This is a genomic window from Paraburkholderia sp. Cy-641, assembly GCF_011752945.1.
In the GTDB taxonomy this organism is placed as follows: Bacteria; Pseudomonadota; Gammaproteobacteria; order Burkholderiales; family Burkholderiaceae; genus Paraburkholderia.
In genome coordinates this window covers 46,578-70,665 of the sequence record NZ_VWWM01000010.1, presented here as the reverse complement: position 1 = coordinate 70,665, position 24,088 = coordinate 46,578, and the positions used below count along the sequence as shown (strand labels likewise).

Below are 24,088 nucleotides of genomic sequence, written 5' to 3'. Positions count from 1 at the left end.
AGGTATCGAAGCAGAATCCGTGTGATGGTCCCAGGACATTGGCAGCATAGTGGCAATGAAACAGCCGCCATCTTCGCGAAGAACGAACTGGCGAAGCCGTTCTTCGTCCGGCACGCGTGTCACTGGAATCTGCAAAAGGTAGTTGAAAGTATTTTGCAATGTATTGCGGGAAACGCGTGATGTCGAAGACCCACTGTTTTTTCGTAATCCATGTTGCATAAATCTTCCATGCGGTAGCACGCCGATCATCCGGCGGGCCCGCCTTGCTTTACGGGTCCAACCCTTTTTGGCGCCTGGCCCCCGTGTCCTTGTTCATGTCTCTGACACGCTTGAAAGATAAATTGGCCTTTCTGCGTGGCAGGCACATACAGCATAAGCAGTTTCACGATCAGAGCTAACCGAACAGTTCTCTGTTGAACCCGCAACTTTCAGTCAAACCGATCCAGGTGGTCGGTCCGTTACCGAGCTGAAGCATGAGCCCGTTACGAGGCGAGCTTCCTGCAACGGCTCCGCGCATGATCTTCATATTTCTAATTGCCTCGGCGTCGATCAAGCAGGCGATCGAACCGCGGCAAAGCCCCGCCGATGCATCATGGGCCGGGTGTCGGCGCGCACGGTTTCTATCGGGCGATCGTCGACGTCGGCCAACGTGTCCCGGATAGCGCTGCGTGAACGCATCTGGGCAAGACACAAGTCGTTGATTTGCACTGCATAAAATCTATAAACCCTTGCAATGCCATGAAATTGATGAGAACTTTGCCCTCCAGAATCGCCATAGCCGTATCCGTTGCCTGTGCGACTTTGTGGCTCGCCAAGGCGGCGAAAGCCGAGGAGAGTCCGCCTCCGGCCGCTCAACAGACTCAGGTGCCCGCCACATTGGGGACCGTCGTCGTTACGGGAACGCGAGCAGAGGATGCTTCCGACAACGTCAACGATCCCGACCAGACCGTCAATGTCAGCAAGACCGGCACCCCGCTCGGCGATCTGCCGATGAGTGTCGAGGTCATTCCGCGTGCGATTCTCGACGAGCAGGGCGTCACGTCGTTGCAGGACGCGATCCGCAAGGGCAACGTGTCCGGCGTGAACTATGGCGGCACCGATTCGAAGGGCTTTACCGACCACTTCATGATTCGCGGTCTGCAGGCGCAGACCTATGACGACGGCTTCTCGGACGGCGATCAGGTCAACGGCCCGACGCATTCCCTGCTGGGCGTCGAGCGCATCGAAGTGCTCAAGGGACCGGGGTCCGCGCTGCTCGGCAGCGGGCCGCCAGGCGGCTCGATCAACCTGATCCACTACACGCCTTCGGCACAGTTCCACTGGGGTGGGGACATTCAGGCCGGCTCGTTCGGCACGGTCAACGCCAGTGGCTACGTTACCGGCCCAACCGGCATTGACGGACTGAACTATCGCCTGGATGCTACCGCCGGCCGCTCCGACGGCTACCGTTCGCTGGCATCGTGGAACAAGGAAATCCGCCCCGATCTGCAATGGAAAATCGGCGACCACAAGATCGAATTCTCGCTCGATGCACAGGACTACATGGCAACGCCCGACTCATACGGGATGATCTACTACAAGGGGGCGCCGATCCGCAATGTGCCGTTCGACGCGAAATACTCGACGCCGTTTGCGAATGCGCACGGCAACTATCTGCGTGCCACGCTCTCGGACGAGTGGCGCATCAGCGACTACCTGACGATCAACAACCGTCTGTCGTATATGCACCATACGCTGGACTTCTACAGCAACGGCGACAGCACGCACGCGAAGGTCAAGGGCAACACGTTCACCGGCCGCCAGTTGCGCGATGAGGACGATTCGCTCAACACGCTCGACTATCAGTTGGAGCCGGTCTGGAAGTTCTCGACGGGCAGCATCCACCATACGCTGCTGACGGGCTTCGAATACCTGTACCAGGACCTCAACAGCGCCAAGGCGACGGCGGACCTGCCCGACATCGGCGACATCTTCGCACCGGTGCCGCTGGAAACGTCTATCTCCAGCCTGAAGTTCCTGTGCGCGCCGTCTCACTCGTGCCAGAACGACCATGTGACCGCGAACTTCTACAGCCTTTACGCGACCGATCAGGTGGACGTGACGGACCAGTTGAAGATTCGCGCGGGTGTGCGCAAGGACTGGTTTAATACGTCGCTAGGCCTGAATCCGCTTCCCGGCGAGCCGAACCGCACCGCCAACGACGGCATCACGCTGGTTCAGGGTAATACGTATACGCGCAACGATGCGCCGACCAGCTGGAACGCCGGCATCCTGTACAAGCTCACGCCCTGGATGACGCCGTATTTCGGCGTATCGCGCAGCTACCTCGCGAATTTCAACTCGGAAAACACGGCGTTTTCCATCGGCGCGCCGGAATCGGCGCTGCAATACGAGCTGGGCGTGAAGTGGTCGTTCGACGATGGGCGCTACGTGCTCAACACGGCGTTGTTCGACGTGAAGCGGGACAACGTGGCGACGCCGTACGGCAATGACCAGCTCGCGTTCGATTCGCAGCGCACGCGCGGCGCCGAGGCCTCGTTCGACGCGGATCTCACGGACAACTGGCACGTGTACGCGAATTTCACCGCGGAGCACGCGCGCATCACCTATAGCCCCGATACGCCGGGTGCGGTCGGCACGACCCCGCAGGGCGTGCCCGCCTATATGGCGAACCTGTGGACGACGTATCGCTTCAGCCTCTTCGGCAGAACCGGCTTTCATGCGGGTGCCGGCGTCAATTACATGAGCCGGATGTCGAACGGTTATGCCAACGGCTACGACTGGGCGCCCGCGTCCCTGATCGAGAATCTGCAGTTCGGTTACTCGGAGCATCACTGGGGCATCGATCTGAACATCGACAACGTCACCAACCAGCGCTACTACATCGCCACCAACGTGGTCGGCGCTTACCTCGGCGCGCCGTTGGCCGCCTACGTCAGCCTGCACGCGGACTTTTGAGCCGTGCGTGAACCGTCCGGCGCCGGCTTGCGGTGCCGGCGTTTGTCCGGGCGATCTCCCCATTCTTCATAGCAGACTTCGGTTGCGCGCCTTGTCGCGCAGCCGGGGCACTCCCATTCTGAGTCACGGTTTCGCGAGCGCCTGCCGAGCGCTCCGGCCGATCGGCCGGCTGCTTCGCATGGCGGAGCATGTCTTTTCCTTTCGTGATATTTTAGAATTTACGATAAAAACTAAATTATCGAAATACGATAAAAATGTTGACATGAAATCTGGTTGAGCTATGATCGCTTTCATTGATCCGGGAGGAAATGGAATGAAGCTGGCGAGTTTCGAATATCGTGGCACCGCATCGTTCGGCGTGGTGGAAGGCGAACATGTGGTGGATCTGGCGCCCATCGCGGGCGAAGTCGGTGGGTCGCTCAAGGCCGCGCTGGCCAACGGTAGCCTGCCGGCTATCGGGAAATGGGCGGCGGGGCAGGCTGCGCGTATCGCACTGAGCGACGTGAAGCTGCTGCCTGTCGTGCCGGACCCGGAGAAGATTCTGTGCGTCGGCATCAACTATCTTTCGCACGTCAAGGAGACCGGGCGCGAGATTCCCGTTCATCCGATGATCTTCACCCGCTGGGCCGATTCGCAGGTTGCGCATGGCGGTCCGATCGTGCGTCCGCTCGCATCCGAAAAGCTCGACTTCGAAGGCGAACTCGCGGTCGTGATCGGCAAGACAGCACGTCATGTGCGCCGTGAGGACGCGGCAAGCTATATCGCGGGCTATTCCTGTTACAACGATGGCAGCGTGCGCGACTGGCAGAAACACACGATCCAGTTTATTCCCGGCAAGAATTTCCCGTCGACCGGCGGCTTCGGTCCGTGGCTGGTGACGGCCGACGAGGTGGGCGACCCGTCGGCACTCACGTTGACCACGCGCCTCAATGGCGCGGTCGTGCAGGAAGCGAACACCGACGACCTGATTTTCGACGTAGGCCGACTGATCGAATACTGCTCGACGTTTACCGAGCTGCACGCCGGCGATGTGATCATCACCGGGACGACGGGCGGCGTGGGTGCGTTCCGTACACCGCCACTGTGGATGAAGGCGGGCGACGTGGTCGAGGTGGAGATTTCGCGTATCGGCACGCTGCGCAATATCGTGGTCGACGAGACCCGGTACTAACCAGAAGGTAGGAGACAACCGCCGCGAGGCGGGCGATCCGTCGCACGATATTTAGTAGTGCGGTGGATTGTTGATGGAGTCGAGAATTGAAGATCATTGATACTGACGCGCTGGTCGTCGGCGGTGGCCCGACGGGGCTGACGCTTTCGAACGTGCTCGGACGTGCCGGCGCACGGTTCGTGCTCGTGGATCGCAAGCCGTCGACCATTGGCGAGCCGCGTGCCGTGTCGATCGACGACGAATCGCTGCGGACCATGCAGGCGGTCGGTCTGTCGGAAGCCGTGATGAAGGACGTCGTGCCCGGTTACGGCGTGCACTACTTTACCCGCCACGGTGGCCGGTGTTTCGGCAAGGTGATTCCGACCGCAAGCGAGTATGGCTTTCCGCGTCGCAATGCGTTCCGGCAACCGCTTTTCGAGGCGACCGTGCGCGACGGCCTGAACCGGTTCGCATCGGGGCAGGTGCTGTTTGGCCACACGCTGGAGTCGTTCGAGCAGGGCGAACGGGGTGTTACGGCCAGGGTCAGTGCCGCCGGGGAAGAGATCGAGATCCGCGCGAAGTATCTGGTCGCGTGCGATGGCGGCCGCAGCCCGATACGCGAGATGCTCGGCATCAGGATGGTCGGCTCGACATTCAAGTCGCGTTGGCTCGTGATCGATACCGAGGACGACGACGATACGTTCTCGCAGATGCGTGTGTACTGCGACGCGGGGCGGGCGGTGGTCGACGTGCCCGGTCCGCATCGGACCCGGCGCTTCGAAATCCTCGTTCATCCCGACGAATCCGCCGAGGCGATCATGGAACCGGCGACGGTTCGCAAGCTGCTCATGCCGTTCAGGGGAGACCGGGAGACGAACATCATCCGCAAGACGGTCTATACGTTTCACGCGCGCGTGGCCGAGCGTTGGCAGGAAGGGCGCGTGTTTCTCGCCGGCGACGCCGCGCATCTGACGCCGCCGTACGCCGGGCAGGGCATGAATAGCGGCGTGCGCGACGCCTTCAATCTCGGCTGGAAACTCGCGGCCGTACTGGATGGCCGTTTGCCAGAACGGGTGCTCGATTCGTACGAGACGGAGCGTCGCGGCCATGCGTGGGCGCTGATTCGGCTCGCGCTCAATCTGGGCATCGTGATGGCGCCGTCGTCGCGGTTGAGCGCGTTCCTGTGGCAAGCGTTTTTCACGTTTGCGGCTTATGTGCCGCCGTTACGGGACTATTTCCTGCAGATGAAATTCAAGCCGAAGCCGCGCTTCAGGGAAGGGCTGCTCGGTCCGGACGACGGACTCGGCAAGCGGAGCTTCCGTGGCCGCATGTTGCCGCAGCCGATGGTTCGGACCCCGGATGGAATGAAAGTCCTGCTCGACGATCTGACGGGGCAAGGATTCTCGCTCGTGCAGTATGGCCCAGTGGGCGGCAGCCGCCTCGCCGATCTGGGCCATCCTCTATGGAATAGCCTGCGCTGCACGCGCGTGCACGTGCTGCCTGCCGGCTCGTCCATGCCCGTTGGACAGAATCGCGGCTCATTGCAGTTCGTCGTCGACGAGAACGATGTGTTCAAGGTGCCGCTCGGCGGCTGCGTGGGGCAAATCCTGCTGCTTCGTCCCGACCGCTATGTGGCCGGGGCATTCCGCGCGGAAGAGCAGTCGCAGTTTGCCACCGCCTATGCGGTCCAGCTCAGTATCAATCAGCCTGGCGAGTGCGCGCCGGAAAGCCGGAAGGTGACCGAGGTTGCCACGTCGCCCCATGTATGAGGGAAATAATCATGTCTACTACGCTTCAGCAGGCAACGCCTGCAAGACTGCATCACCTCCATATCGTATCGGCCGAGCCGCGCCAGCTCGCCGATTTCTATCGCAAGCAGCTCGATCTGGTGGACGTCACGTCGCCCGACGGCAGGATCGTCCTGACCGGACCGGGGCGCGCGGTGGAAATCAGCGATTCCCTGAGCGGACGCCAGCCGTGTTCGTGCTTCGTGGTCGATACCGAGGCAGACCTCGCGGCGTTGCGTCAACGTCTGGTTGCGCGCAACGTCACGTGCGAGCCGGCCGATAGCGTGCTGTATCGGCCCGGTGCGTTCATGATTCGCGACCCGCAGGGGCGATGCGTGTCCTTCGGTCTCACGGCGGGGTCGCCTTCGCGCGATGGCTTGCCCGCGCGTCTTCAGCACACCGTGTTCCAGACGACGGAGCTCGAACGCGTCGTGGCGTTCTACACGGAGGCCGTGGGCTATGCGATTTCCGACGAAGTAGTCAGCGACGACGGCAAGACGATGGTCGTCTTCCTGCGGTCGGACGACGAGCATCACTCGCTGGCGTTCTTTCAGGGCAGCCAGAATGTCTGGGATCACCACTGCTACGAGACGAACGAGTGGAACGATATCCGCGACTGGGGCGACCGCTTCGCCAGGGCCGAAGTGCCGATCTTCTTCGGTCCGGGGCGGCATGGTCCCGGCGACAACCTGTTTTTCATGGTGACCGATCCGGACGGCAACCGGCTGGAGTTCTCCGCGGAACTGGTTCGCGTCGGCGTTGGCGACACGCCCGGAGTTTGGCCGCACAACGAACGTACGCTGAATTCGTGGGGACGTGCCTGGGTTCGGACCTGATGCCTGCCCCTGCATGGTTCGTATGGTCCGTGTGAAGCGGCATGATTCCCCGGCAGTCTCCCGGCCACGTTCGATGCAATGCGAACACGAACCCTGGAAGCCGGGGCGCGGCGCTCCCCGACAACGGTCTTGTGCCGTCATCGAGCGCCGTGTAAACGCGAGTACCTATCTGGCGGAAATTATCTCATGATGAGAAAATCAGTTTCCCGTCAGCTACCGATTTCCCGCCATGTCCGCATCTGACCGTTCCCTCTCCGTTCTGAAGCTGTTCACGGTCGAACATCCGGAATGGACTGCCGAAGAGGTGGCCTCGGAACTCGAGGTGGGGATCGCCACCGCCTACCGCTATCTCGCCGCGCTCGACGAGGCGGGACTGGTTGCGACCACGCGGCCTGGCCGGTACGGACTGGGGCCGACCATCACCCAGCTGGACCGTCAGTTGCAGTTGACCGATCCCTTGCTGATCGCGGCACGTCCCGTCATGGACGATCTCTCCACTTACGCTCCGCCCGGGTCGGTCGTGCTGCTATGCCGCGCGGTCGGCGACGACGTGCTGTGCATTCATCGCGTCAATGCGAAGGGTAGCCCGACGGCGATCAGCTACGAGCGCGGGCGGCCGATGCCGCTTTTCTACGGCGCGACTTCGAAGATGCTGCTCGCGTACATGCCGCCCCGGCGGATCAAGGCGCTCTTCGAAAACAATACCAAAGCGATTGCGAAGGCCGGGTTGGGCCGCACGCTGCCGGCATTCCGCTCCGTGCTGACGGAATGGCGCAGACACGGCAGTCTCGTGACGCGCGGGGAAGTGGATGCGGGACTCGTCGGGATCGCCGCGGCCGTGCTGTCGTCGGACCGGGTGGGAATCGGCAGTATCAGCTACGTGGTGTCGGATGAGACGGACGAAAAAATGATCGCCCGCCTGGCCGCGTTGGTGTCGACCGGCGCACGCGAAGTCGAGACGGCTTTGCGTGCCGAGGCCGAAGCGGTTTAACCGGCGGTCGCGTCACGAGAGGGGCTCATTGGCTCACGCGCTTACCCGCTACCCGCTAACTGTTCGCCCGACTAGCCGCTTACCGCTTGCCACAACAGGACGCCGTTGAGAACCAGCACCAGCACAGTCGCTGCAATGGCGAGCACGGTGACGGACCTGTGGTTGCGGTGCTCACCCATGACGCTGCGGCGCGAGGTGAACCAGACGAGCGCGATCATCGGCACCGGCAACGCGAGGCTCAGAACGATCTGGCTGGCGATGAGCACGGTGGTGACGTCGAGACCCGATGCAATTACGACGATGGCCGGAACCACGGTGAGACCTCTTCTGAGCCACAACGGAATCCGGTATCCGACGAATCCCTGAACGATGATCTGCCCGGCCAGCGTGCCGACCACGGAACTCGATATGCCCGACGCGACCAGCGCGATCAGGAAGAGAGTGCCGGCGAACGCACCGAACAGCGGCGTCAAAAGCCGCGTTGCCGAGGCAATATCGGCCGTCTCGGCGTGTCCGTTGTGAAACGCAACCGACGCGATGACGCCCATGACCATGTTGATCAACCCTGCCGCGCCCAGCGCGACGATTACCTCGATGTTCGATAGTCTGATCCGCGCGCGTGGCTCGCGTACGGCACCGGCCGATACGCGGTTCTGGGTCAGGCCTGAATGAAGGAACAGCGCGTGCGGCATGATCGTCGCGCCGACTATGGCGACCGCGAGACCGAGTGCGCCGTGATCGGTGAAACGCGACGGGATGCTGTGCGCCCAGACCGATGACCAGTTCACCGGCATCCGCGATACCTCGACGAGATACGCCATCCCGATCACGCTCACGAATGCGCCGATCACGAGTTCGAGCGGCCTGTAACCGCGCGTTTCGAGTTGCAGAAGCGAGTAGGTGGCGGCGACGGTCAGCAGCATGGCGTTGAGCAGCGAGAGATTGAAAAGCAGGGAGATGCCGATCGAACTGCCGATCACCTCTGCAAGGTCGGTTGCGATGGCGGCCGCTTCGCAGAGAAGCCAGAGCGCGATGACGTAGCGGCGAGGCAAGCTGTCGCGGCAGATCTCGGCAAGATTGCGGCCCGTCACGATGCCGAGCTTTGCCGACAGCGACTGGAACAGCATTGCCACCACGCTGGCGAGCAGAACCACCCAGAGCAGTTCGTCGCCGTATCTTGCCCCGGCCTGAAGGTTGGTGATGATGTTGCCCGGGTCCAGATAGGCGACAGAGGCGACGAGGGCAGGGCCGGATGCACCGAGAAGCGCGCGCAGGCCGCTTCGGTAACCGGTGGCGGGTTGCCGAAGCGGCAGGGCCGGGGTGCCGAGAACGGCGCCGCCGCGTGTTGTTGGGTTCATGACGCCACGCGTAGAAGGGAGAGGACTCAAAAGAGACGGGCCGCTGTCTTATGGCGACCCGATGAAGGTGCGGGAATGTCGGTGGCCCCGGATTCGTATCGGGCAGCGCGGCAATGCTTTGCAGCAGTACCGTGCCGCCATGCCGCGCAGGATCGCCGCGAGTTCAGACACGAACTCAGACGCGAGTTCAGAACGTGGTGGTCATCCCGATTCTGGTCAGCAACTGCGAGCCTGTGCTCGACGGTGCGCTCAAGCCGTTGATCCAGGCGGTCGCGCTGCCGTTGCTGCCCGTCGCCCGCTGATAGATACCTTCCACGTAGACGCTCGTGCGTTTGGACAACGAGTACATGACCGACGCAGCAACTTCATGGGCTTTGTTGTCCAGGAGCACGGCGTTGCCCTGCATGTACTGGTAATCGGCGCCGAGCGACCAGAACGGCGTGACGTGCCAGTTCGCGCCGATCTGGACCATATCGATCTGGCCGCCTGTCAGCGTGTTGCGGGTGTTCGTATAGAGCAGATTGGCGAGAACCTTGCCGGTATCGTATTGGGTGCCGACTCCCCAATTGCGGATGCCATCGTGGCCGTTGCTCATCTCCGGATACTTGATCTCGGTATAGGCGGCGGCGATGCCGAATCCGCCGTGCCGGTATTCGAGCGCCGCGCTGACGGCATTGTCGGCCGATACGGAACCGGCGACATTGCCGAAGCCGTACATCATCCCGAACGAGAATCCGCTGTAATCGACGGACTGGTATTTGACGGAGTTCTGCATGCGCGACGATCCGCCGATGCGGTCGAAGTCCCATGAGCCGGTCGGATTGCCCGGAATGCCGAGGGTCTGGAAGGGGCCTTCGCGAAAGTTATAGAAACCGCCGGTGTACAGCGATGCGTCGTAGGACAGCAGCTGATCTTTCATGAAGTCGTATTGCGTACCGAACGTCAGTCGTCCCAACTGTGTATTCGACAGACCCACATAGGCGGTGCGGTTGAACAGCGCATTGGCGGTCGGAATGGTCGAGCCGTTCGCGAGAGAAAACTGGTTGACCAGTTCGAAAATGGCCTTCGTGCCGCCCCCCAGGTCTTCCTGGCCGAGAAAGCCAAGCATGTTGGGGTAATAGATGCCGTCGTCGAAAAAGGTCTTGCTCTTGCCGCCCGAATTGTTCACGTAGGTTATGCCGGCGTCCATCATGCCGAAGATGGTGACGGAGCTTTGAGCGGCGGCGCTGCCGCAGGCGAGCAGGGCAGCCGATGCGAGAATGGTGTGTCTGAACATGAGGGTTGTCTCCGGATTCTTGTTGTTTCTTGTTGTAGAAGGGCTGCCGCAGATCGGGCAGCCCGTCGTTCAATGCGTGGCGAATTCGGCGCGATCGACGGTGCGGGCGGCGCCGAGGCGGCTCATCGCGAGCATCACGAGCGACGCGCCGAGCATCGGGGCTGCCGTGGCGACGAAGATGTGCGCAACGGGCAGGCCCGTGGCGACCAGCGCGCCGACCGCAACGGGGCCGACGGCGCCGCCGAGGCGCCCGGCGGCAAGCGCCCAGCCCACGCCGGTCGAACGGATGGCGGTCGGATAGGTCATCGAGGCGATGGCGATCAGGCCCGAAGTGGCACCGCCGACGAACAGACCCGTGAGACCCGAGCACAGCGAAACCAGCGCGGTGTTAGGTGTACTGAACCCTGTAAGCGCAAGAACGATGGCCCCGAGCGCATAGATCGCGGCGAGGAAGCGACAGGTGCCGAGGCGCTCCATCACCGCGCCGGCGATGGCGACGCCGATCGTGCCGCCCACGTTGTTCCAGGCGAGGACCGTGGACGCGGCGGCCACCGACATGGCCGCGCTGCGCAGCAGCGTGCTGGCCCAGGCCAGTGTCGCGATCAGGGCGAGGAAGTTGAGGAAGAACGCGAGCCACAGCAGGGCCGTGAGCGGCGCGCGGCCGTCGACGAACAGATGCTTGACCGGCAAGCCCTTTTCCTGATGCTCATGGGTCGCGTAGCGCACCGGCTCGCCGGCGAGGGAAGAAGGCGCGAGATGCCTGACGATCCGCGCGATGCGATCGTCCCGCGCGCCGGACAGGATCAGCAGCCGCACCGATTCGGGCACGAAGAGCCACACCAGCACCGCGGCGGCGATCGGCACGATGCCGCTCAGATAGAACATGGCCCTCCAGCCATACTGCGGAGTCACGATGCTCGCCGCAAAGCCGGCGATGACGCCGCCGGCCGGCATGGCGGCCCACAGCAGCGAGGCGATGCGGCCGCGATGGCGCCGGGAGACGTATTCGGTCGTCAGGCTGACGAGACACGGTGCCGCGCCGCCGAGTCCGATACCCGTCACGATACGCAGCACGAGCAGCGTGACGAATCCGGGCGCCGTCACCGTGCAAAGCGACGCCAGTCCGAACAGGCTCGCGCAGGCGATCAGCACGGTCTTGCGGCCGATGCGGTCGGCAACCGGACCGAGCAGCAGCGCGCCGATCATGAAACCGAGCTCGGAGCCGGCGAAGATGGGGCCGAGCTGGGCTGGTGTCAGCTTCAGGTCATTGGCGAGCAGCGGTGCGCTCAGACCCATGACCTGCACGTTGGCGCCATCCATCAAGGCGATCAGGAAGCAGATGGCGAAGATCGACGCCTGGAAGAGGCCGAATGGACGCTCATCGATGAGATCGTCTACGAGCACGGTTTTCATGATTGTCTCCTTGGTGTGATGTGTTGTATTTCAGGGTGGATTAGTCAGTCAGCCTAAGCATTCACGCTGGCGAAGCGCGGAAAGAGCCGCAGCGCGTTTTCGCGCGCAATGGCCCGATGCTGTTCCGCAGTGAGGCCGTCGAGCGTGCGGAAATCCGCGATATTGCGCGCGACGTTGTGCGCCGGCTGGAACGGAAAGTCGGTGCCGACCATGATCTGCGAGAGCGCGGCGAGTGTGCGCAGCACGTCGAAGGTGGGCTGGTTGGCCGACATGGCGAGGTCGTAATAGAGCCCCTGCAATTCCGCGATGACCTCGGCGGATGGCTTGGGGCCTGGCTTCATGACCGGCATCGGTGAGAGCAGCGCGATCCGGTGCGCGATCGCGGCAAGCACGCCGCCCGCGTGCGGCACGATGAGCTTCAGATTGGCGCAGCGCTTGAGCGTGTCCGAGAACACGAGGTCGATAACCGTGCGCGCGGTGTCGCATGGGAACTCGAACAGCGGCGCCGGGCGTCCGAGTCCGACGGCCGAAAAGCAGGCCGGGGCGGTCGGATGCAGGAAGATCGTGGCGTGCCGTTCGTTGAGCCGGTCGAATATCGGTGCGAACGCGGGGTCGCCGAGGTACTTGCCGTCGCTGTTCGTTTCGACGATCAGGCCGTCGAGACCTAGCTCGTCGAAGGCATAGTCGATTTCGGCGAGGGAGTCGGCCACGTGCGGCAACGGCAGTGTCATGAAGCCGCCGAAGCGCCCTGGATAGTCGCGCCGGAGTTGCGCGATATCTTCGTTGATGGTGCGGGCAAGCCGCACACGCGCTTCGCGTCCGGAGAGGAAACTGACGCTCGGCGAGGACACGGAGAGCATCATCGTGTCGATGCCGTTTTCTTCCATGACGGCGGTGGCTTTTTCCGGGCTCCATTCGGGAACGGGGTAGCCGCCGTCGAGCGTGGCGAGGCCGGCGTCGTCGAGCGCCTTGCGGTAGGCCGGCGGCAGGCAGTGTGCGTGGACGTCGATGAGACCACACGTGCAGCGGTAAGCGGTGTTCATGATGAAATAGGTATCCTGATGGAGTGGGGGCGCTCAGACTCGTTCGAGCTGGATCGGCGAGGGGAGCCAGTCGTAGCCGTCGCCGTTGCGGCGCAGATGCCCGCGCCCCGGAAACGGAAAGTGATACGAGAGGACCTGATGCTCCTGCTTCTCGATCCACTCCAGCACTCTCATGCGCGTGGCCGCCGCAATGGAACTGTCGTAGTCGAACAGGAACGCCCATTCCGGCCGCCTAAGCAGCAGCACCTGGTGATGGCACAGGTCGCCCCAGCACACGAGCGTGTGTCCCTCGCTGGAGATTGCGTAGATCGTATGGCCGGGGCTATGGCCGGGCGTGGCATGAGCGCGGATGCCCGCCACGATCTCCTGGCCATCCTCAATGAATGTGATGACGTCGCGATACGGCGCGAGATTCTTGTGAGCGCCGTAGAAGTGGTCTTTCATATGGTCGGACATCGAATCGCGAATGTTCTCGAGGTTCGTCCAGTAGTCGACGTCGGCCCGGCTCACGGCGATGCGCGCATTCGGGAACAGCTTGCGGTCGTTGTCGTCGACGAGACCCCAGCAGTGATCCGGGTGGGTATGGGTCAGGGCCACGATATCGATGTCTTCCGGCTCGATACCGGCCGCCCGCATATTGATGATGGCGCGGCCGGTATTCGGGCCGAACGTCTTGACGCCCAGTTCGGCGTTGATGCCGACGCCCGTGTCGAACAGCACCAGATGCTCGCCGGTATTGACAAGGAGTACGTTCTGATCGAGCGCGATCGTTTCGGTCGGCAGGAAGGCCTGAAGCAGCAGGTCGTCGATTTCCTCGACATCGGCTTTCGGAAACGTGTTGCGCGGCGGGCCGAGGTGCAGCAGGCCGTCGGTCACGACCGTGCACTGAAAGCCGCCGAGATCGAAGCGGGTCCAGCCCGCCTGCAGCGCATGTGCGCGATCGTTCGTCGGATGTAGAGCCATGTGTTATTTCCTCGGTGGGTTGATTGCCGGCACGCGGGGCGTGTCGGGGTCGCTGTCGGGTTCGCTCAGATCGGAAAAGCGGGAGCCGTGGAGGCCACGGTGATCCACCGCAGCTCCGTGAATTCGGCGATACCGGCTTTGCCGCCGAAGCGTCCGTAGCCGCTACGGCCGGTGCCGCCGAACGGCATCTGCGGTTCGTCGCTGACCGTCGCGCCGTTGATGTGGCAGATGCCTGAGCGAATCTGCTTCGTGACCGCGAAGGCGCGTTCGATGTCGTTGCTGAATACCGCCGCGGACAAACCGAATTCCGAGTCGTTGGCGATCTCGACGGCGTGTTCGTCGTTTTTCGCCCGCATGATGCAGACGACCGGGCCGAACGTTTCCTCGTGGTAAATCGACATCTCGCGCGTGACGCCGTCTAGCACGGTGGCCGGCATGAATACGCCTTCGGCCTTGCCGCCGGCCAGCAGCGTGGCGCCTCGCGCCAGCGCGTCGTCGATGAGTTCGTTGATACGCGCACCGGCGCCGGCGCTGGCGAGCGCACCGAGCGGCGCGTCAGTGGTGCGCGGATCGCCCACGCTCAGGCGCGCGGCCTTGTCGGCGAGACGCGCGACGAAAGACTCGGCAATCGCGGGCGTGACGACGATGCGCTCGGTCGACATGCAGATTTGCCCCTGGTTGAAAAACGCGCCGAATGCAGCGGCGGCGACGGCGCGTTCGACATCGGCGTCGTCGAGTACGATCAGCGGAGACTTGCCGCCCAGTTCGAGCAGCACCGGCTTGAGTACACGTGCTGCCCGTTCGGCGATCAACTGGCCGACCCGGGTCGAGCCGGTGAAATTGATGCGCCGAACGGCGGGGTGCGCGATCAACGTATCGGCCACTTCGCCGGCCGCCGCCGGCGCATGTGTGATGACGTTGACTTCGCCGTTGCCGAGTCCGGCTTCGACGAGCACGTCCGCAATCAGCGAATGGGTCGCGGGACACATTTCCGATGCCTTCAGGATGACCGTGTTGCCGCAGGCGAGCGGCATCGCAATCGCACGCGTGCCGAGCACGATCGGCGCATTCCAGGGGGCGATGCCGAGCACGACGCCGGCCGGTTGCCGTACCGCAAACGACAGACGGCCTTCGTCCGACGGAACGACTTCGCCTGCGATCTGGGTTGTCATGCTGGCGGCTTCGCGGAGAATCGCGGCCGCGGCGAACACGTTGTGCTCGGCCCAGACGCACGTCGCACCGGTTTCGCTCTGCATGGTTTCGACGAAGAGACTTTTCTTCTGCTCCATCAGGTCGGCGGCGCGCAGCAGAATCTCGCGCCTGATCGAAGGGCCGGTCCGGGACCAGGCCGCGAAGGCGGCTTGCGCGGCATCGGCCACGAGCCGGGCGTCCTCGATGCCGGCCGAGGCGGCGCGCGTGACGACCTGATTCGATTGCGGATTGGCACGATCAAACGTCGCGCCGGCAACGGCCGGCTGCGGGCGTCCCGCGATGAGCAACTGGACGGTTCTCAAGAGGTGTCTCCATGTGACAGGACTGTGTGGATGCGAATGTAGGAGAACCAACCTTGACCGACTTGCCTGATAGTGCAATTTCGCTGCGCACGTGCAGGACGGAATCGCGCCGACACTGCACTGTCAGGCAAGACGCGTAGCCGGGGGGCGACTAGAGTCGGCACGGTCGGCACCGGATTTCCGGCGCCATCGAGACAACCTCAAGGAGACGTCGAATATGTCGTTGCAAGGCAAGACCATTTTGATCACCGGGGCCGCCTCGGGTATCGGCGCCGCGTGTGCGGCAACGGTCCGGGCGCAGGGCGCGCGCGTTATTGCGGTGGACCGGAACGAGCCCGCGGCGGGGCTGTGCGATCAGTTCATTCGGGCCGATCTTGCGCAAGCCGATTCGATCGATTCGGTTGCAAAGCAGGTTCACGGCCGATTGGACGCGCTGTGCAATATCGCCGGACTGCCGCCGACGAAAGGGCGCGCACCCGTGCTGCAGGTCAATTTCGTCGGGTTACGCCAATTGACGCTGGCTTTGCTGCCGCTGATGAACGACGGTGCCTCGATCGTCAATCTGGCGTCGCTGGCGGGATTCGGCTGGGCCGATCAGATCGGTCAGGTTCGGGCGCTGCTCGGCGTGAGCAACCTGGAGGACGTCGATGCGTTCTGCGAAGCGAATGGCGTCGACGACGCGCGCGCGTACTTTTTGTCGAAGGAGGCGCTAATTGCATGGACACTGCAGATGCGCTGGGCGTGGCGTAGCCGCGGCATCCGCATGAATGCGATCAGCCCCGGGCCGGTGGAGACGCCCATTCACCAGGACTTTCTGAAGACGCTAGGCAAGCGGGCTGAGGAAGACATGCGGCTCGTCGAGCGCGCGGGGCGGCCCGACGACATTGCTCCGCTCGTGGCGTTTCTGTGCGACGACGGTAGCCGGTGGGTACGAGGCGTCAACATCCCGTGCGATGGCGGGATGGCGGCCAATATCCTGTGTCAGTCGAGCGGGCTCGGCTGAGTCGTGCCTCGCCGGTAGTCGCGGGGCGACACGCCGAACATTTCCTTGAAGGTGCGGCTGAAATGACCGGGGCTCACAAAGCCCCATTTCATCGCCAGCTGGGTAATCGAGCATTGCTGCAACGCCAGGTTGCCCAGATCGCGACAGACATGCATGAGCCGCAGCTGCAGGATGTACCGGGAGAGAGTGTGGGTGCCGCTATCGAATACCGTGTGCAGGTAACGCTTCGAGCAGTTCAGGTCGAGCGCGATCCGCTCGACGGTGAGTTCGGGATCGGCGAGATTCTGCTCGATGTATTCGATGATGCGTGTGCGCAGCATCCTCGGGTGCAGATGCTTTCTGGTTTCCGACACCTGATCCTGCAGTGCGATTCTGATCTGGGTAGTCAGGTCCTGCTCGATCGGGTCGGCCGATGCATCGGCATCGAGTTCCGGTGAGAGTTCGAATGCCTGCAGGCGATCGATGATGTAGCGGGACAGCGCGAGGCCCGCACCGCTATGGGAGGTCAGCGGATGGACCAGTGCGCAACGCTCGGTGAGCGTGAGACGCATCATGTCCTTTGGAATAGTCGCAATCGCCACGTGAATGGCATCGGGCGCATTCATCAGATAGGGGCGCGCGGTGTCGTAGATGGCCCAGTGCCCCGGCGAAAGCTTCGCCTTTAAACCATCCTGCTCGAATTCGGACGTACCTTCGAGCTGGATCGTCAGCTTGTACCGGCTGGAACTGGCCTCGCTTCCCGGCGTGTTTTCCACGCGATGCCCTTGGGCCGCCAGCCGGCAAAGCTGGATTTGCCCGACATCGGCATAACCGATCTGGCCCGAGAAGGACTCGCCGGTCGCTGGGTCGAAAAGCCGGCCGCCGAAACGCTCGCTGAAGCGTTCGCCGATCGCTCGCGCCCATTCGGTCGCCTGTCCCGCGGGCGGGATCGCTGCCGTGGAGACGGTAACGAAGTTCTTCATTCCCGGTGTCTCTGAAAAATTGAGAATATCAATATAATAATACTGAAATTTTTATCAAAATAAGATTTTTTTGTATAAGTATTCACCCTATTGGATGGGCTGGGTGCAAACGTCGGGAGACGGTGTTTCCCCCGTCTGGGCGAGGTCCGGCTCGATAGTTGAGGCAAATGGAATTCTGATGAGGAAACGCAGCTAATTATCTGGGCGTCAATATCGGCCATCATGCTGCCTGTAATTCACGCTGAACAGGAGATGTTCGATGGGTGCAGAAAATTTATCTCGCGCTGCGATCATGGCCAATGCTTTGCGCGGTATCGCGTGAGCCCGGCAGTCATCACATGGTAAGCCGCGACACTTCACATGAGCGGGAACGCGGACGTTTGGCCCGTTGGTGCAGGCGCTTTTCGATCCCGCTGCTGGCGCTGATTTCGGCGCTCGGTATCGCGTCCTGCAGCGGTAAACGCGAGCCGGACGCCGTCAGGAATATGACAATGAAACCTTCCATTACCTATTTGCATCTCTTGCGGCACACGCCATTTTTTACCGCGCTGACGACGGCTCAACTGCAATGGGTGATCGACCACTCGCACGAGTGGGAAGCGGACCCCGGTGCGGTGATTGCGAAATGCGACGGCACCGCGGACCCGGAAGCACCGTACTGGATTCTGCTCGATGGCGGATGGCAGGTTGAGTTCAAGGGACAGACGTTCCCCAGTGGCCACGCCGATCCCGGCAAGTGGTTTCGCTCGGTCGATGTGCCGGGCGGTGCCTGCGCACTGGTGACCAATGAGCATAGCTATGTGATGCGTATCGAGCGTCACGACATGCAGGCCATGCTCGATCAGGGATTCGGATTCCGTACTCACCTTGATAGTGGGGATGCGTATTACAGATCGATTTTCAATGCAGGCAAGAATGGGGCGCGTTGAATAGCCGGAAGGGCATCGCGGCGTGTGTCGTGGCGTGTATCGCCGCGATGCGTCAAACGGCTGACCGATCGGTCAGAGCGGCGGTTACCTGAAACGGATCGCGCCGGGCGTAGGCAAGGGAAGGGGTCTTCACGCGCTTGATCTGAAGACTCAGGATTGCTCTTCTCCCACAGGATGCTCCGGCGTGACGGAAGAACCCAGGCCGTTAAATAAATCGCCAACGGTTTGCCTGATCCAGCGGCATGCCGGATTGTGATGAAACCGCGCATGCCAGTACTGCCGAATGGTGAAGCAGGGCAAACCGATGGGAACCGGTAGCGCCCGTAGCGCGTTGCGCCTTTGCAATACGTCGGCGAGCAGGTGCGGAACGGTGGCGAGCAGATCGCTGCCGGCCAATATCTCTCCAATCCCCAGATAACTCGGAATGCGCAGATGCACCCGTCGCTGAGGTGCTTCCGTCTCGAGCATTTTCGTTACCGCCACGAATCCGCTGCCGGTCACCTGTACTTCCAGGTGCGCTTCGCTCAGGTAGCTCTTGAGCGTCAGACGCGGGCCGATCCGTGGATGACCGGTTCGCAATAGACAGACGACGTGATCGTCGAATAACTTTTGTTGATAGAAGCCAGCCTCGATATGCGGCATGTAGCCGATCGTCAGGTCGATTTCGCCGGTTTCGAGTTGCGTCGGCGTGTCCGCCGAAATATGCGACGTCTCGATGCGTACGTTCGGTGCCGTCACGCGGACTTGAGCCAGAATTTGCGGTAGCAATACCACCTGGCTAATGTCTGTCATCGCGATCCGGAAAACGCGCGCCGATGACATCGGATCGAATACGGCTTGAAGCGAGAGCGTGTATTGCAAGAGTCGAAGAACTTCGCGGATTGGCTCGATGAGCGCTTCCGCATGAGGTGTCGGGCGCATCCCCCCCGCTCCCCGAACGAAGAGCGGATCATTGAAACGGCGTCTTAGCTTGGAGAGACCGACGCTCAATGTGGGTTGGCTCAGGGCAAGCTTTTCGGCTGCGCGAGATACGCTCCCGCCGGTATAGATTTCGTCGAAGATTTGCAGCAGCTTCAGGTCAATGTCATTCATTGCCAACATCCTTCAATCGTGTACTCGCGCGGTAGCGTTAGAGGCGCGCTCACGCCCATTCGCTCCTGAGGTATGCAATATCGGGGGTGTGGAGGACGCGGCGGAGGCTGCGTCTGCCGGCGGGTACGATTCTCCGCTTGCAGCCCCGATGCGCGCTCGATGCGATTCCGCATCATGCATCCCCATCGATTGGCCGTCGATAAGCGGGTAAACGAGGATCGCGCCGGGAAGGCACTGGCAGTTATGCGGCTCATCAATCCGATGATTTGTCGCGCTACCCGGTGTATGGCCGGCAAGCCCGGTCACATCTTTCAACTCCCGAAAACGGCGTCAGCCTCTTGGGGGCGGGTTTATAGAAAATCATAATAATGCATATTGATTTCGATTTATAGACCTGCCCGGTGACCGGGTCTACCGTGCTGGAATCGGACAAGCGCATTCGGCTTGGCGATAGAGCGGTGCCCGAATAAAAGGGGCTGATCGTGATGTTGCATCGATCGAAGACTATAGCCGCCTTCTATATTCGCCATATTTAAAGAAAGGTAGGAGACATGGAAGTGGACAATACAGCAGTCGGCAGCAGGGATGGACAGCATTTGCCAAGACGGCATCGGATCGTACGGGGATCGAGAATCGTTATTGCCTCATCGTTCGGCGCGCTCCTGGAGTGGTACGACCTGTACATCTACGCGGCGCTCGCCGGTACGTTCGCCCATCTGTTTTTTCCACCCGGTAATCCGACGGCGGCGATGTTGTCGAGTCTGGCGGTTTTCGGCGCAGCGTTTGTACTCAGACCGATCGGCGCGATCATTTTCGGCTATATCGGCGACCGGATCGGGAGAAAGCGAACGTTTGGCATGACCATCGTACTCATTGGCGGTGCAACGATGGGCATCGGCTTACTGCCGACGTATTCGCAGATCGGCGTTCTCGCGCCTGTTCTGCTGGTCGTATTGCGCCTCTTGCAGGGACTGGCACTCGGCGGCGAGGTGGGCGGTGCCGCCACGTACCTGACCGAGCATGCGGATAAGCGCCGCCGGGGGCTGGTCAGCAGTTGCCTGCAAATGACGGCGACGGGCGGTCTGGTGCTGTCGATCATCGTCGTGACGATGTCGCGTGCCTGGATGAGCACCGCGATGTTCGATAAGTGGGGATGGCGAATTCCGTTTCTCGTGTCGCTGATTCTTCTCTACACGGCCATCAAGTTGCGTGCGGGGCTGAACGAATCGCCGGTCTTCGAGCAATGCAAGGCTCAGGGAAAGCTCGCTCGCAACCCGATTGCCGCCAGTTTTCTCGACCGGCAGAACCTGAAGAAAGTACTCGTTCTGTTGTTTAGCGCGGCAGCGGGAGTCGGCGTGCTTTACGGCACCGGGCACTTCTATTCGTTCTACTTCGTGAGTACCGTCCTGAGGGTTGATCCCGAGACGACCAACGTCCTGATGGTCACGTCATTGATCGCAGCGGCTCCGTTCTATTTTGTGTCGGGGTGGTTGTCGGATCATTTCGGTCGAAAGTGGATCATGGTACTGGCCTGTCTTGCCGCCGCGCTCACGATTCAGCCGGCATTCAAGGCGCTCACGCACTACGCCAATCCGCAGCTGGAGAAGTTTCTGGCGGACACCGCCATTGACGTATCGGCTAACGACTGCACATTCCGCCTGTTCTCCCCAGCGGTTACCGCGTGCGATAAGACTCGCGACTACCTGAGCCTTGCCGGTGTCTCGTACAGAACGCAGCCCGCGGACGGCACCGGGATGGTCACGACGATCGGCTCGCAGCGGATTGAAGGGTTCGACGCCGCAAAGCTGAAAGCCGCGCTCGAAAGTGCGGGTTGGCGGGAACATGCCGACGAGACCCAGGTCAATAAGCCGATGGTATTTCTGCTGCTCTGGTATCTCATCATACTGTTGACCATGATTTACGGTCCGATTGTTGCCTTCATGGTCGAACTGTTTCCCGCGAACGTTCGGTATACGTCGCTTTCGCTGCCCTATCACATAGGAGCTGGCTGGTTTGGAGGCATGCTGCCGTTCGTCGTTTCGGCACTCAATCTTTCAGTCGGCAACATTTACGCCGGACTTTGGTATCCGATTGGTGTCGCCGCGTTGGCGTTCGTCGTTGGCGCGCTGTTTATGACCGAAACAAAAAATAACGACATCAATTAATCGGTTTAACTTCAATATTGTTTATTCGGAAAATCGTCATGAAGAGAATATTGATAATTGGTGGTGGGTTTGCCGGATTGTGGAGCGCCCTCGGAGCCGCACGCAAGATCGACGAACAGAACATGAACTCGGAAGTCGAAGTGGTGCTGGTGAATCCGACGGCCAATCACAGCATTCGGGTTCGGAACTACGAAGAGAATCTCGAGGAGACGCTGGTCCCTCTGGACGATGTGCTCGATCCGGCGGGCGTCTTATGGCTCAAAGGGGAAGCGACGGACATCGATTCCTCGGCGAAGCGTGTCACCGTGAAGGTCGACGGCGATGCCAGATCGATCTCCTACGACAGGCTCGTACTGGCCTCGGGAAGCCAGCTCGCCTACGCGCCGGTTCCTGGCCTCGCCGAACATGCGTTCGACGTCGATACCTACGCGGGTGCGAAGCGACTGGAACAGCACCTTGAAAACGTCGTGGCGTCCACCGAGGCGGGGAGTCTGACTGCCGTCGTCATCGGCGCCGGCCTGACTGGAATCGAAATCGCGGCCGAATTGCCGAGCAGACTGCGCAGCCTCGCTGCATCTCGTGGAGATTCCCGGAGCGACGGTTCGGACATTCGCGTGATTCTCGCGGATCGCACGCCGGAGATCGCAACGGCTATGGGCGGTGCGCAACCCGTCATCGAGCATGCGCTCACCGAACTGGGCGTCGAGTTGATGCCGGGCATGGAGCTTCAGGCGGTGGACGGCAAAGGGCTGACACTGGCCGACGGAAAGCGAATCGACGCATCGACGATCGTGTGGTGCGGCGGGATGCGGGCCAATGCCTTGACGAAATGTCTTCCTGTCGAGCACGACGCACTCGGCCGCGTTCCCGTGAACGCATACATGCAGGTCGAAGGCGTTCGCGACGTATTTGCGGCAGGCGACGTGGCGCGCGCGCTTTTCGACGGCGAGCACGCGTCGGTCATGTCTTGCCAGCACGGTCGTCCGATGGGGCGATTTGCCGGGCACAACGTCGTCTGCGATCTGTTGGGTCTGCCGATGTTGTCGCTCGACATCGACTGGTATACGACCATTCTCGATCTCGGTCCCTGGGGGGCTGTCTATACCGAAGGCTGGGACCGCAAGTTGGCGGCGCAAGGAGCGCGGGCGAAGAGGGTCAAGGAGACGATCAATCGCCAACGCATTTATCCCCCGCTCACGAGGGACCGCGCGGCCTTATTCGACGCAGCGGCCCCGACAGTCCAGGCGCCCCCGCCTATTAGCCAGCAAAAGGGAGTGGAGTCGAGCGCGGAAGGATAAGCAGAAAATCTCAGTCTGAGATGGCAAAGATGACGGAAGCAGCGGGTCCGCGAGAGATTCCCTGACTTCCGTCACCGACAAAGAAAAAAACGAGACCCCTGGTTTGGAGACAGAAATGCGACTTTATATTTTCCGAAATACGCTCGGAATGGCTCTGCTATTGTCCGGTTATGCGCATGCAGCCGACTCTGTGAGCCTTTACGGAATCATCGATACAGGCATCGAATACGTTTCGCATGCGTCGGGCAATAGCGGGCTGGTCCGCATGCCGAGTCTGACGGGCGAAGTACCGTCCAGATGGGGAATTCGCGGAAGCGAGAGCCTGGGCGGAGGGATCAGTACGGTCTTCACGCTGGAGAGCGGCTTCAATTCGAACAACGGCAGCCTGGGACAAGGCGGCCGGCTGTTCGGCCGCCAGGCCTTTGTCGGCCTCGATACGCCCTACGGATTGCTATCGTTTGGCCGCCAATACAACATGACGACATGGGCATTGGCGGATGCGAATGTCCTCGGCCCGAACATCTATAGCATCAGTTCCGTCGATCCGTATCTTGCCGTTGCACGTAGCGACAATGCCGTTGCCTATAAAGGCACCTTTCACGGTGTGACCGTCGGGGCGACCTACTCATTCGGCCGCGATTCCGCCGGCACGGGAAACACGCCGGGCCAGGGTACGTGTGTGGGTTCGGCGGCCGGCCATATGTCCCAGTGCAGTCAATGGACCGCGATGCTCAAATACGACAGTGCGAGCTACGGCGTTGCAGCGGCATACGACGTACAGCATGGCGGACCGGGCGCCGCCGTCAGCTTCTTCGACGGCATGCCGCCCACACCGTTGACCGGCAATATGGACAAGGACGTCCACACCACGATCAACGGCTATGGCATCTGGGGTTCGTTGAAGTTCGGCGGCGGATGGATCGGCCGGTACGTGACGACGGAAGGGCCCGCGCCCGAGGGACGCTATGACATGTTCTTTGCCAACGCCTCCTATCAGGTCACCCCTGCCTGTCTGATCGACGGGCAGATTGTCAGGATCGTCAATGCGCAGCAGGATACCCGAGCCACGATGGCAATCGTTAGGGGAACCTATTTTCTTTCGAAACGAACCTCCGTCTATCTCCAGAGCGGTTATCTGAGCAATAGCGCCAAGGCGAGCTATACGGTGAGCCTGGGCGGCGGCGGAACCACTCCGCCTGCGGGAACCAGCCAGCTTGGCGTGATGGCGGGTATCAGGACGAGCTTCTGAAGCGGAGATCGTCCATCCACGGAGCGGGGCATCCGGGCGACTTCCTGTGTTGCACGGACCCCGCGGACTCCGCGGACCCGTGGGCGTAACTTGCGTCGGGA

General features: G+C 61.6%; 18 protein-coding genes. 10 read left to right on the top strand and 8 right to left on the bottom strand.

Annotated elements, in window-relative coordinates; all coding sequences use genetic code 11:
* Positions 1 to 864 precede the first annotated feature (864 nt).
* From F3J20_RS07995 to F3J20_RS07975, 5 genes are all read left to right on the top strand, one after another.
* Positions 865 to 2,958, top strand: a complete 2,094-nt coding sequence (locus F3J20_RS07995) for a TonB-dependent receptor (RefSeq protein WP_345889851.1) — start codon at positions 865 to 867, stop codon at positions 2,956 to 2,958.
* A gap of 313 nt (positions 2,959 to 3,271) precedes the next feature.
* A complete protein-coding gene (locus F3J20_RS07990) occupies positions 3,272 to 4,129 on the top strand; it encodes a fumarylacetoacetate hydrolase family protein (RefSeq protein WP_167282971.1) in 858 nt (285 codons plus the stop codon).
* Between the two features lie 86 nt (positions 4,130 to 4,215).
* Positions 4,216 to 5,877: a bifunctional 3-(3-hydroxy-phenyl)propionate/3-hydroxycinnamic acid hydroxylase gene (locus tag F3J20_RS07985; protein WP_167282969.1), complete on the top strand. Its 1,662-nt coding sequence runs from the start codon at positions 4,216 to 4,218 to the stop codon at positions 5,875 to 5,877.
* Positions 5,878 to 5,888: 11 nt separating this feature from the next.
* Entirely contained in the window at positions 5,889 to 6,731 is an 843-nt protein-coding gene (locus F3J20_RS07980; RefSeq protein ID WP_167282967.1) for a VOC family protein, read from the top strand.
* A gap of 229 nt (positions 6,732 to 6,960) precedes the next feature.
* Complete coding sequence (locus F3J20_RS07975) at positions 6,961 to 7,722, top strand: IclR family transcriptional regulator C-terminal domain-containing protein (RefSeq protein WP_167282965.1); 762 nt, start codon at positions 6,961 to 6,963, stop codon at positions 7,720 to 7,722.
* 71 nt (positions 7,723 to 7,793) lie between these two features.
* On the opposite strand, the gene F3J20_RS07970 is transcribed toward F3J20_RS07975, so the two are convergent.
* The 6 genes from F3J20_RS07970 to F3J20_RS07945 all read right to left on the bottom strand — a co-directional run bounded on the left by F3J20_RS07970 (position 7,794) and on the right by F3J20_RS07945 (position 15,289).
* Positions 7,794 to 9,080, bottom strand: a complete 1,287-nt coding sequence (locus tag F3J20_RS07970; protein ID WP_167282963.1) for an Nramp family divalent metal transporter — start codon at positions 9,078 to 9,080, stop codon at positions 7,794 to 7,796.
* 187 nt (positions 9,081 to 9,267) lie between these two features.
* Positions 9,268 to 10,356, bottom strand: coding sequence for a porin (locus F3J20_RS07965; protein WP_167282961.1), 1,089 nt, complete (start codon positions 10,354 to 10,356; stop codon positions 9,268 to 9,270).
* Positions 10,357 to 10,425: 69 nt separating this feature from the next.
* On the bottom strand, positions 10,426 to 11,769 hold the full coding sequence (locus tag F3J20_RS07960) for an MFS transporter (RefSeq protein WP_167282959.1): 1,344 nt from the start codon (positions 11,767 to 11,769) through the stop codon (positions 10,426 to 10,428).
* A 53-nt stretch (positions 11,770 to 11,822) separates the two neighbouring features.
* Positions 11,823 to 12,812 (bottom strand): amidohydrolase family protein, encoded by a 990-nt coding sequence (locus tag F3J20_RS07955; RefSeq protein WP_167282956.1) that lies wholly within the window; start codon positions 12,810 to 12,812, stop codon positions 11,823 to 11,825.
* Between the two features lie 33 nt (positions 12,813 to 12,845).
* On the bottom strand, positions 12,846 to 13,775 hold the full coding sequence (locus F3J20_RS07950) for an MBL fold metallo-hydrolase (protein ID WP_167282954.1): 930 nt from the start codon (positions 13,773 to 13,775) through the stop codon (positions 12,846 to 12,848).
* 65 nt (positions 13,776 to 13,840) lie between these two features.
* Positions 13,841 to 15,289 carry an aldehyde dehydrogenase gene (locus F3J20_RS07945; RefSeq protein WP_167282952.1) on the bottom strand — a complete coding sequence of 483 codons (1,449 nt, stop codon included), beginning with the start codon at positions 15,287 to 15,289 and terminating at the stop codon, positions 13,841 to 13,843.
* A 217-nt stretch (positions 15,290 to 15,506) separates the two neighbouring features.
* Here F3J20_RS07945 and F3J20_RS07940 point away from each other — a divergent pair, with 217 nt between their 5' ends.
* Entirely contained in the window at positions 15,507 to 16,292 is a 786-nt protein-coding gene (locus F3J20_RS07940; RefSeq protein ID WP_167282950.1) for a coniferyl-alcohol dehydrogenase, read from the top strand.
* Here F3J20_RS07940 and F3J20_RS07935 read toward each other — a convergent pair.
* A complete protein-coding gene (locus F3J20_RS07935) occupies positions 16,271 to 17,254 on the bottom strand; it encodes a helix-turn-helix domain-containing protein (RefSeq protein WP_167282948.1) in 984 nt (327 codons plus the stop codon). The two genes, F3J20_RS07940 and F3J20_RS07935, sit on opposite strands and share 22 nt — an antisense overlap.
* Positions 17,255 to 17,517: 263 nt before the next feature.
* On the opposite strand from F3J20_RS07935, the gene F3J20_RS07930 reads away from it, so the two are divergent.
* The gene (locus F3J20_RS07930) at positions 17,518 to 18,183 is read left to right on the top strand and encodes a hypothetical protein (RefSeq protein WP_345889850.1); all 666 of its coding nucleotides are present in this window, start codon (positions 17,518 to 17,520) and stop codon (positions 18,181 to 18,183) included.
* Between the two features lie 150 nt (positions 18,184 to 18,333).
* Here the strand turns inward: F3J20_RS07930 and F3J20_RS07925 are convergent, their stop codons facing one another.
* Entirely contained in the window at positions 18,334 to 19,275 is a 942-nt protein-coding gene (locus F3J20_RS07925; protein ID WP_167046966.1) for a LysR family transcriptional regulator, read from the bottom strand.
* 551 nt (positions 19,276 to 19,826) lie between these two features.
* Between F3J20_RS07925 and F3J20_RS07920 the strand changes: the two genes are divergently transcribed.
* From F3J20_RS07920 to F3J20_RS07910, 3 genes are all read left to right on the top strand, one after another.
* Positions 19,827 to 21,440 (top strand): MFS transporter, encoded by a 1,614-nt coding sequence (locus F3J20_RS07920; RefSeq protein WP_167282946.1) that lies wholly within the window; start codon positions 19,827 to 19,829, stop codon positions 21,438 to 21,440.
* Positions 21,441 to 21,478: 38 nt separating this feature from the next.
* Positions 21,479 to 22,738: an FAD-dependent oxidoreductase gene (locus F3J20_RS07915; protein ID WP_167282944.1), complete on the top strand. Its 1,260-nt coding sequence runs from the start codon at positions 21,479 to 21,481 to the stop codon at positions 22,736 to 22,738.
* Positions 22,739 to 22,886: 148 nt separating this feature from the next.
* Positions 22,887 to 23,987, top strand: a complete 1,101-nt coding sequence (locus F3J20_RS07910; RefSeq protein ID WP_167047209.1) for a porin — start codon at positions 22,887 to 22,889, stop codon at positions 23,985 to 23,987.
* The last annotated feature ends 101 nt before the right edge of the window (positions 23,988 to 24,088 follow it).

What these genes read in the sequence shown, in the direction of transcription:
- F3J20_RS07990 (WP_167282971.1), top strand. Translation starts at nt 3,272, where the DNA reads ATGAAGCTGGCGAGTTTCGAATATCGTGGCACCGCATCGTTCGGCGTG.
- F3J20_RS07980 (WP_167282967.1), top strand. Translation starts at nt 5,889, where the DNA reads ATGTCTACTACGCTTCAGCAGGCAACGCCTGCAAGACTGCATCACCTC.
- F3J20_RS07975 (WP_167282965.1), top strand. Translation starts at nt 6,961, where the DNA reads ATGTCCGCATCTGACCGTTCCCTCTCCGTTCTGAAGCTGTTCACGGTC.
- F3J20_RS07970 (WP_167282963.1), bottom strand. Translation starts at nt 9,080, where the DNA reads ATGAACCCAACAACACGCGGCGGCGCCGTTCTCGGCACCCCGGCCCTG.
- F3J20_RS07965 (WP_167282961.1), bottom strand. Translation starts at nt 10,356, where the DNA reads ATGTTCAGACACACCATTCTCGCATCGGCTGCCCTGCTCGCCTGCGGC.
- F3J20_RS07960 (WP_167282959.1), bottom strand. Translation starts at nt 11,769, where the DNA reads ATGAAAACCGTGCTCGTAGACGATCTCATCGATGAGCGTCCATTCGGC.
- F3J20_RS07955 (WP_167282956.1), bottom strand. Translation starts at nt 12,812, where the DNA reads ATGAACACCGCTTACCGCTGCACGTGTGGTCTCATCGACGTCCACGCA.
- F3J20_RS07950 (WP_167282954.1), bottom strand. Translation starts at nt 13,775, where the DNA reads ATGGCTCTACATCCGACGAACGATCGCGCACATGCGCTGCAGGCGGGC.
- F3J20_RS07940 (WP_167282950.1), top strand. Translation starts at nt 15,507, where the DNA reads ATGTCGTTGCAAGGCAAGACCATTTTGATCACCGGGGCCGCCTCGGGT.
- F3J20_RS07935 (WP_167282948.1), bottom strand. Translation starts at nt 17,254, where the DNA reads ATGAAGAACTTCGTTACCGTCTCCACGGCAGCGATCCCGCCCGCGGGA.
- F3J20_RS07925 (WP_167046966.1), bottom strand. Translation starts at nt 19,275, where the DNA reads ATGAATGACATTGACCTGAAGCTGCTGCAAATCTTCGACGAAATCTAT.
- F3J20_RS07920 (WP_167282946.1), top strand. Translation starts at nt 19,827, where the DNA reads ATGGAAGTGGACAATACAGCAGTCGGCAGCAGGGATGGACAGCATTTG.
- F3J20_RS07915 (WP_167282944.1), top strand. Translation starts at nt 21,479, where the DNA reads ATGAAGAGAATATTGATAATTGGTGGTGGGTTTGCCGGATTGTGGAGC.
- F3J20_RS07910 (WP_167047209.1), top strand. Translation starts at nt 22,887, where the DNA reads ATGGCTCTGCTATTGTCCGGTTATGCGCATGCAGCCGACTCTGTGAGC.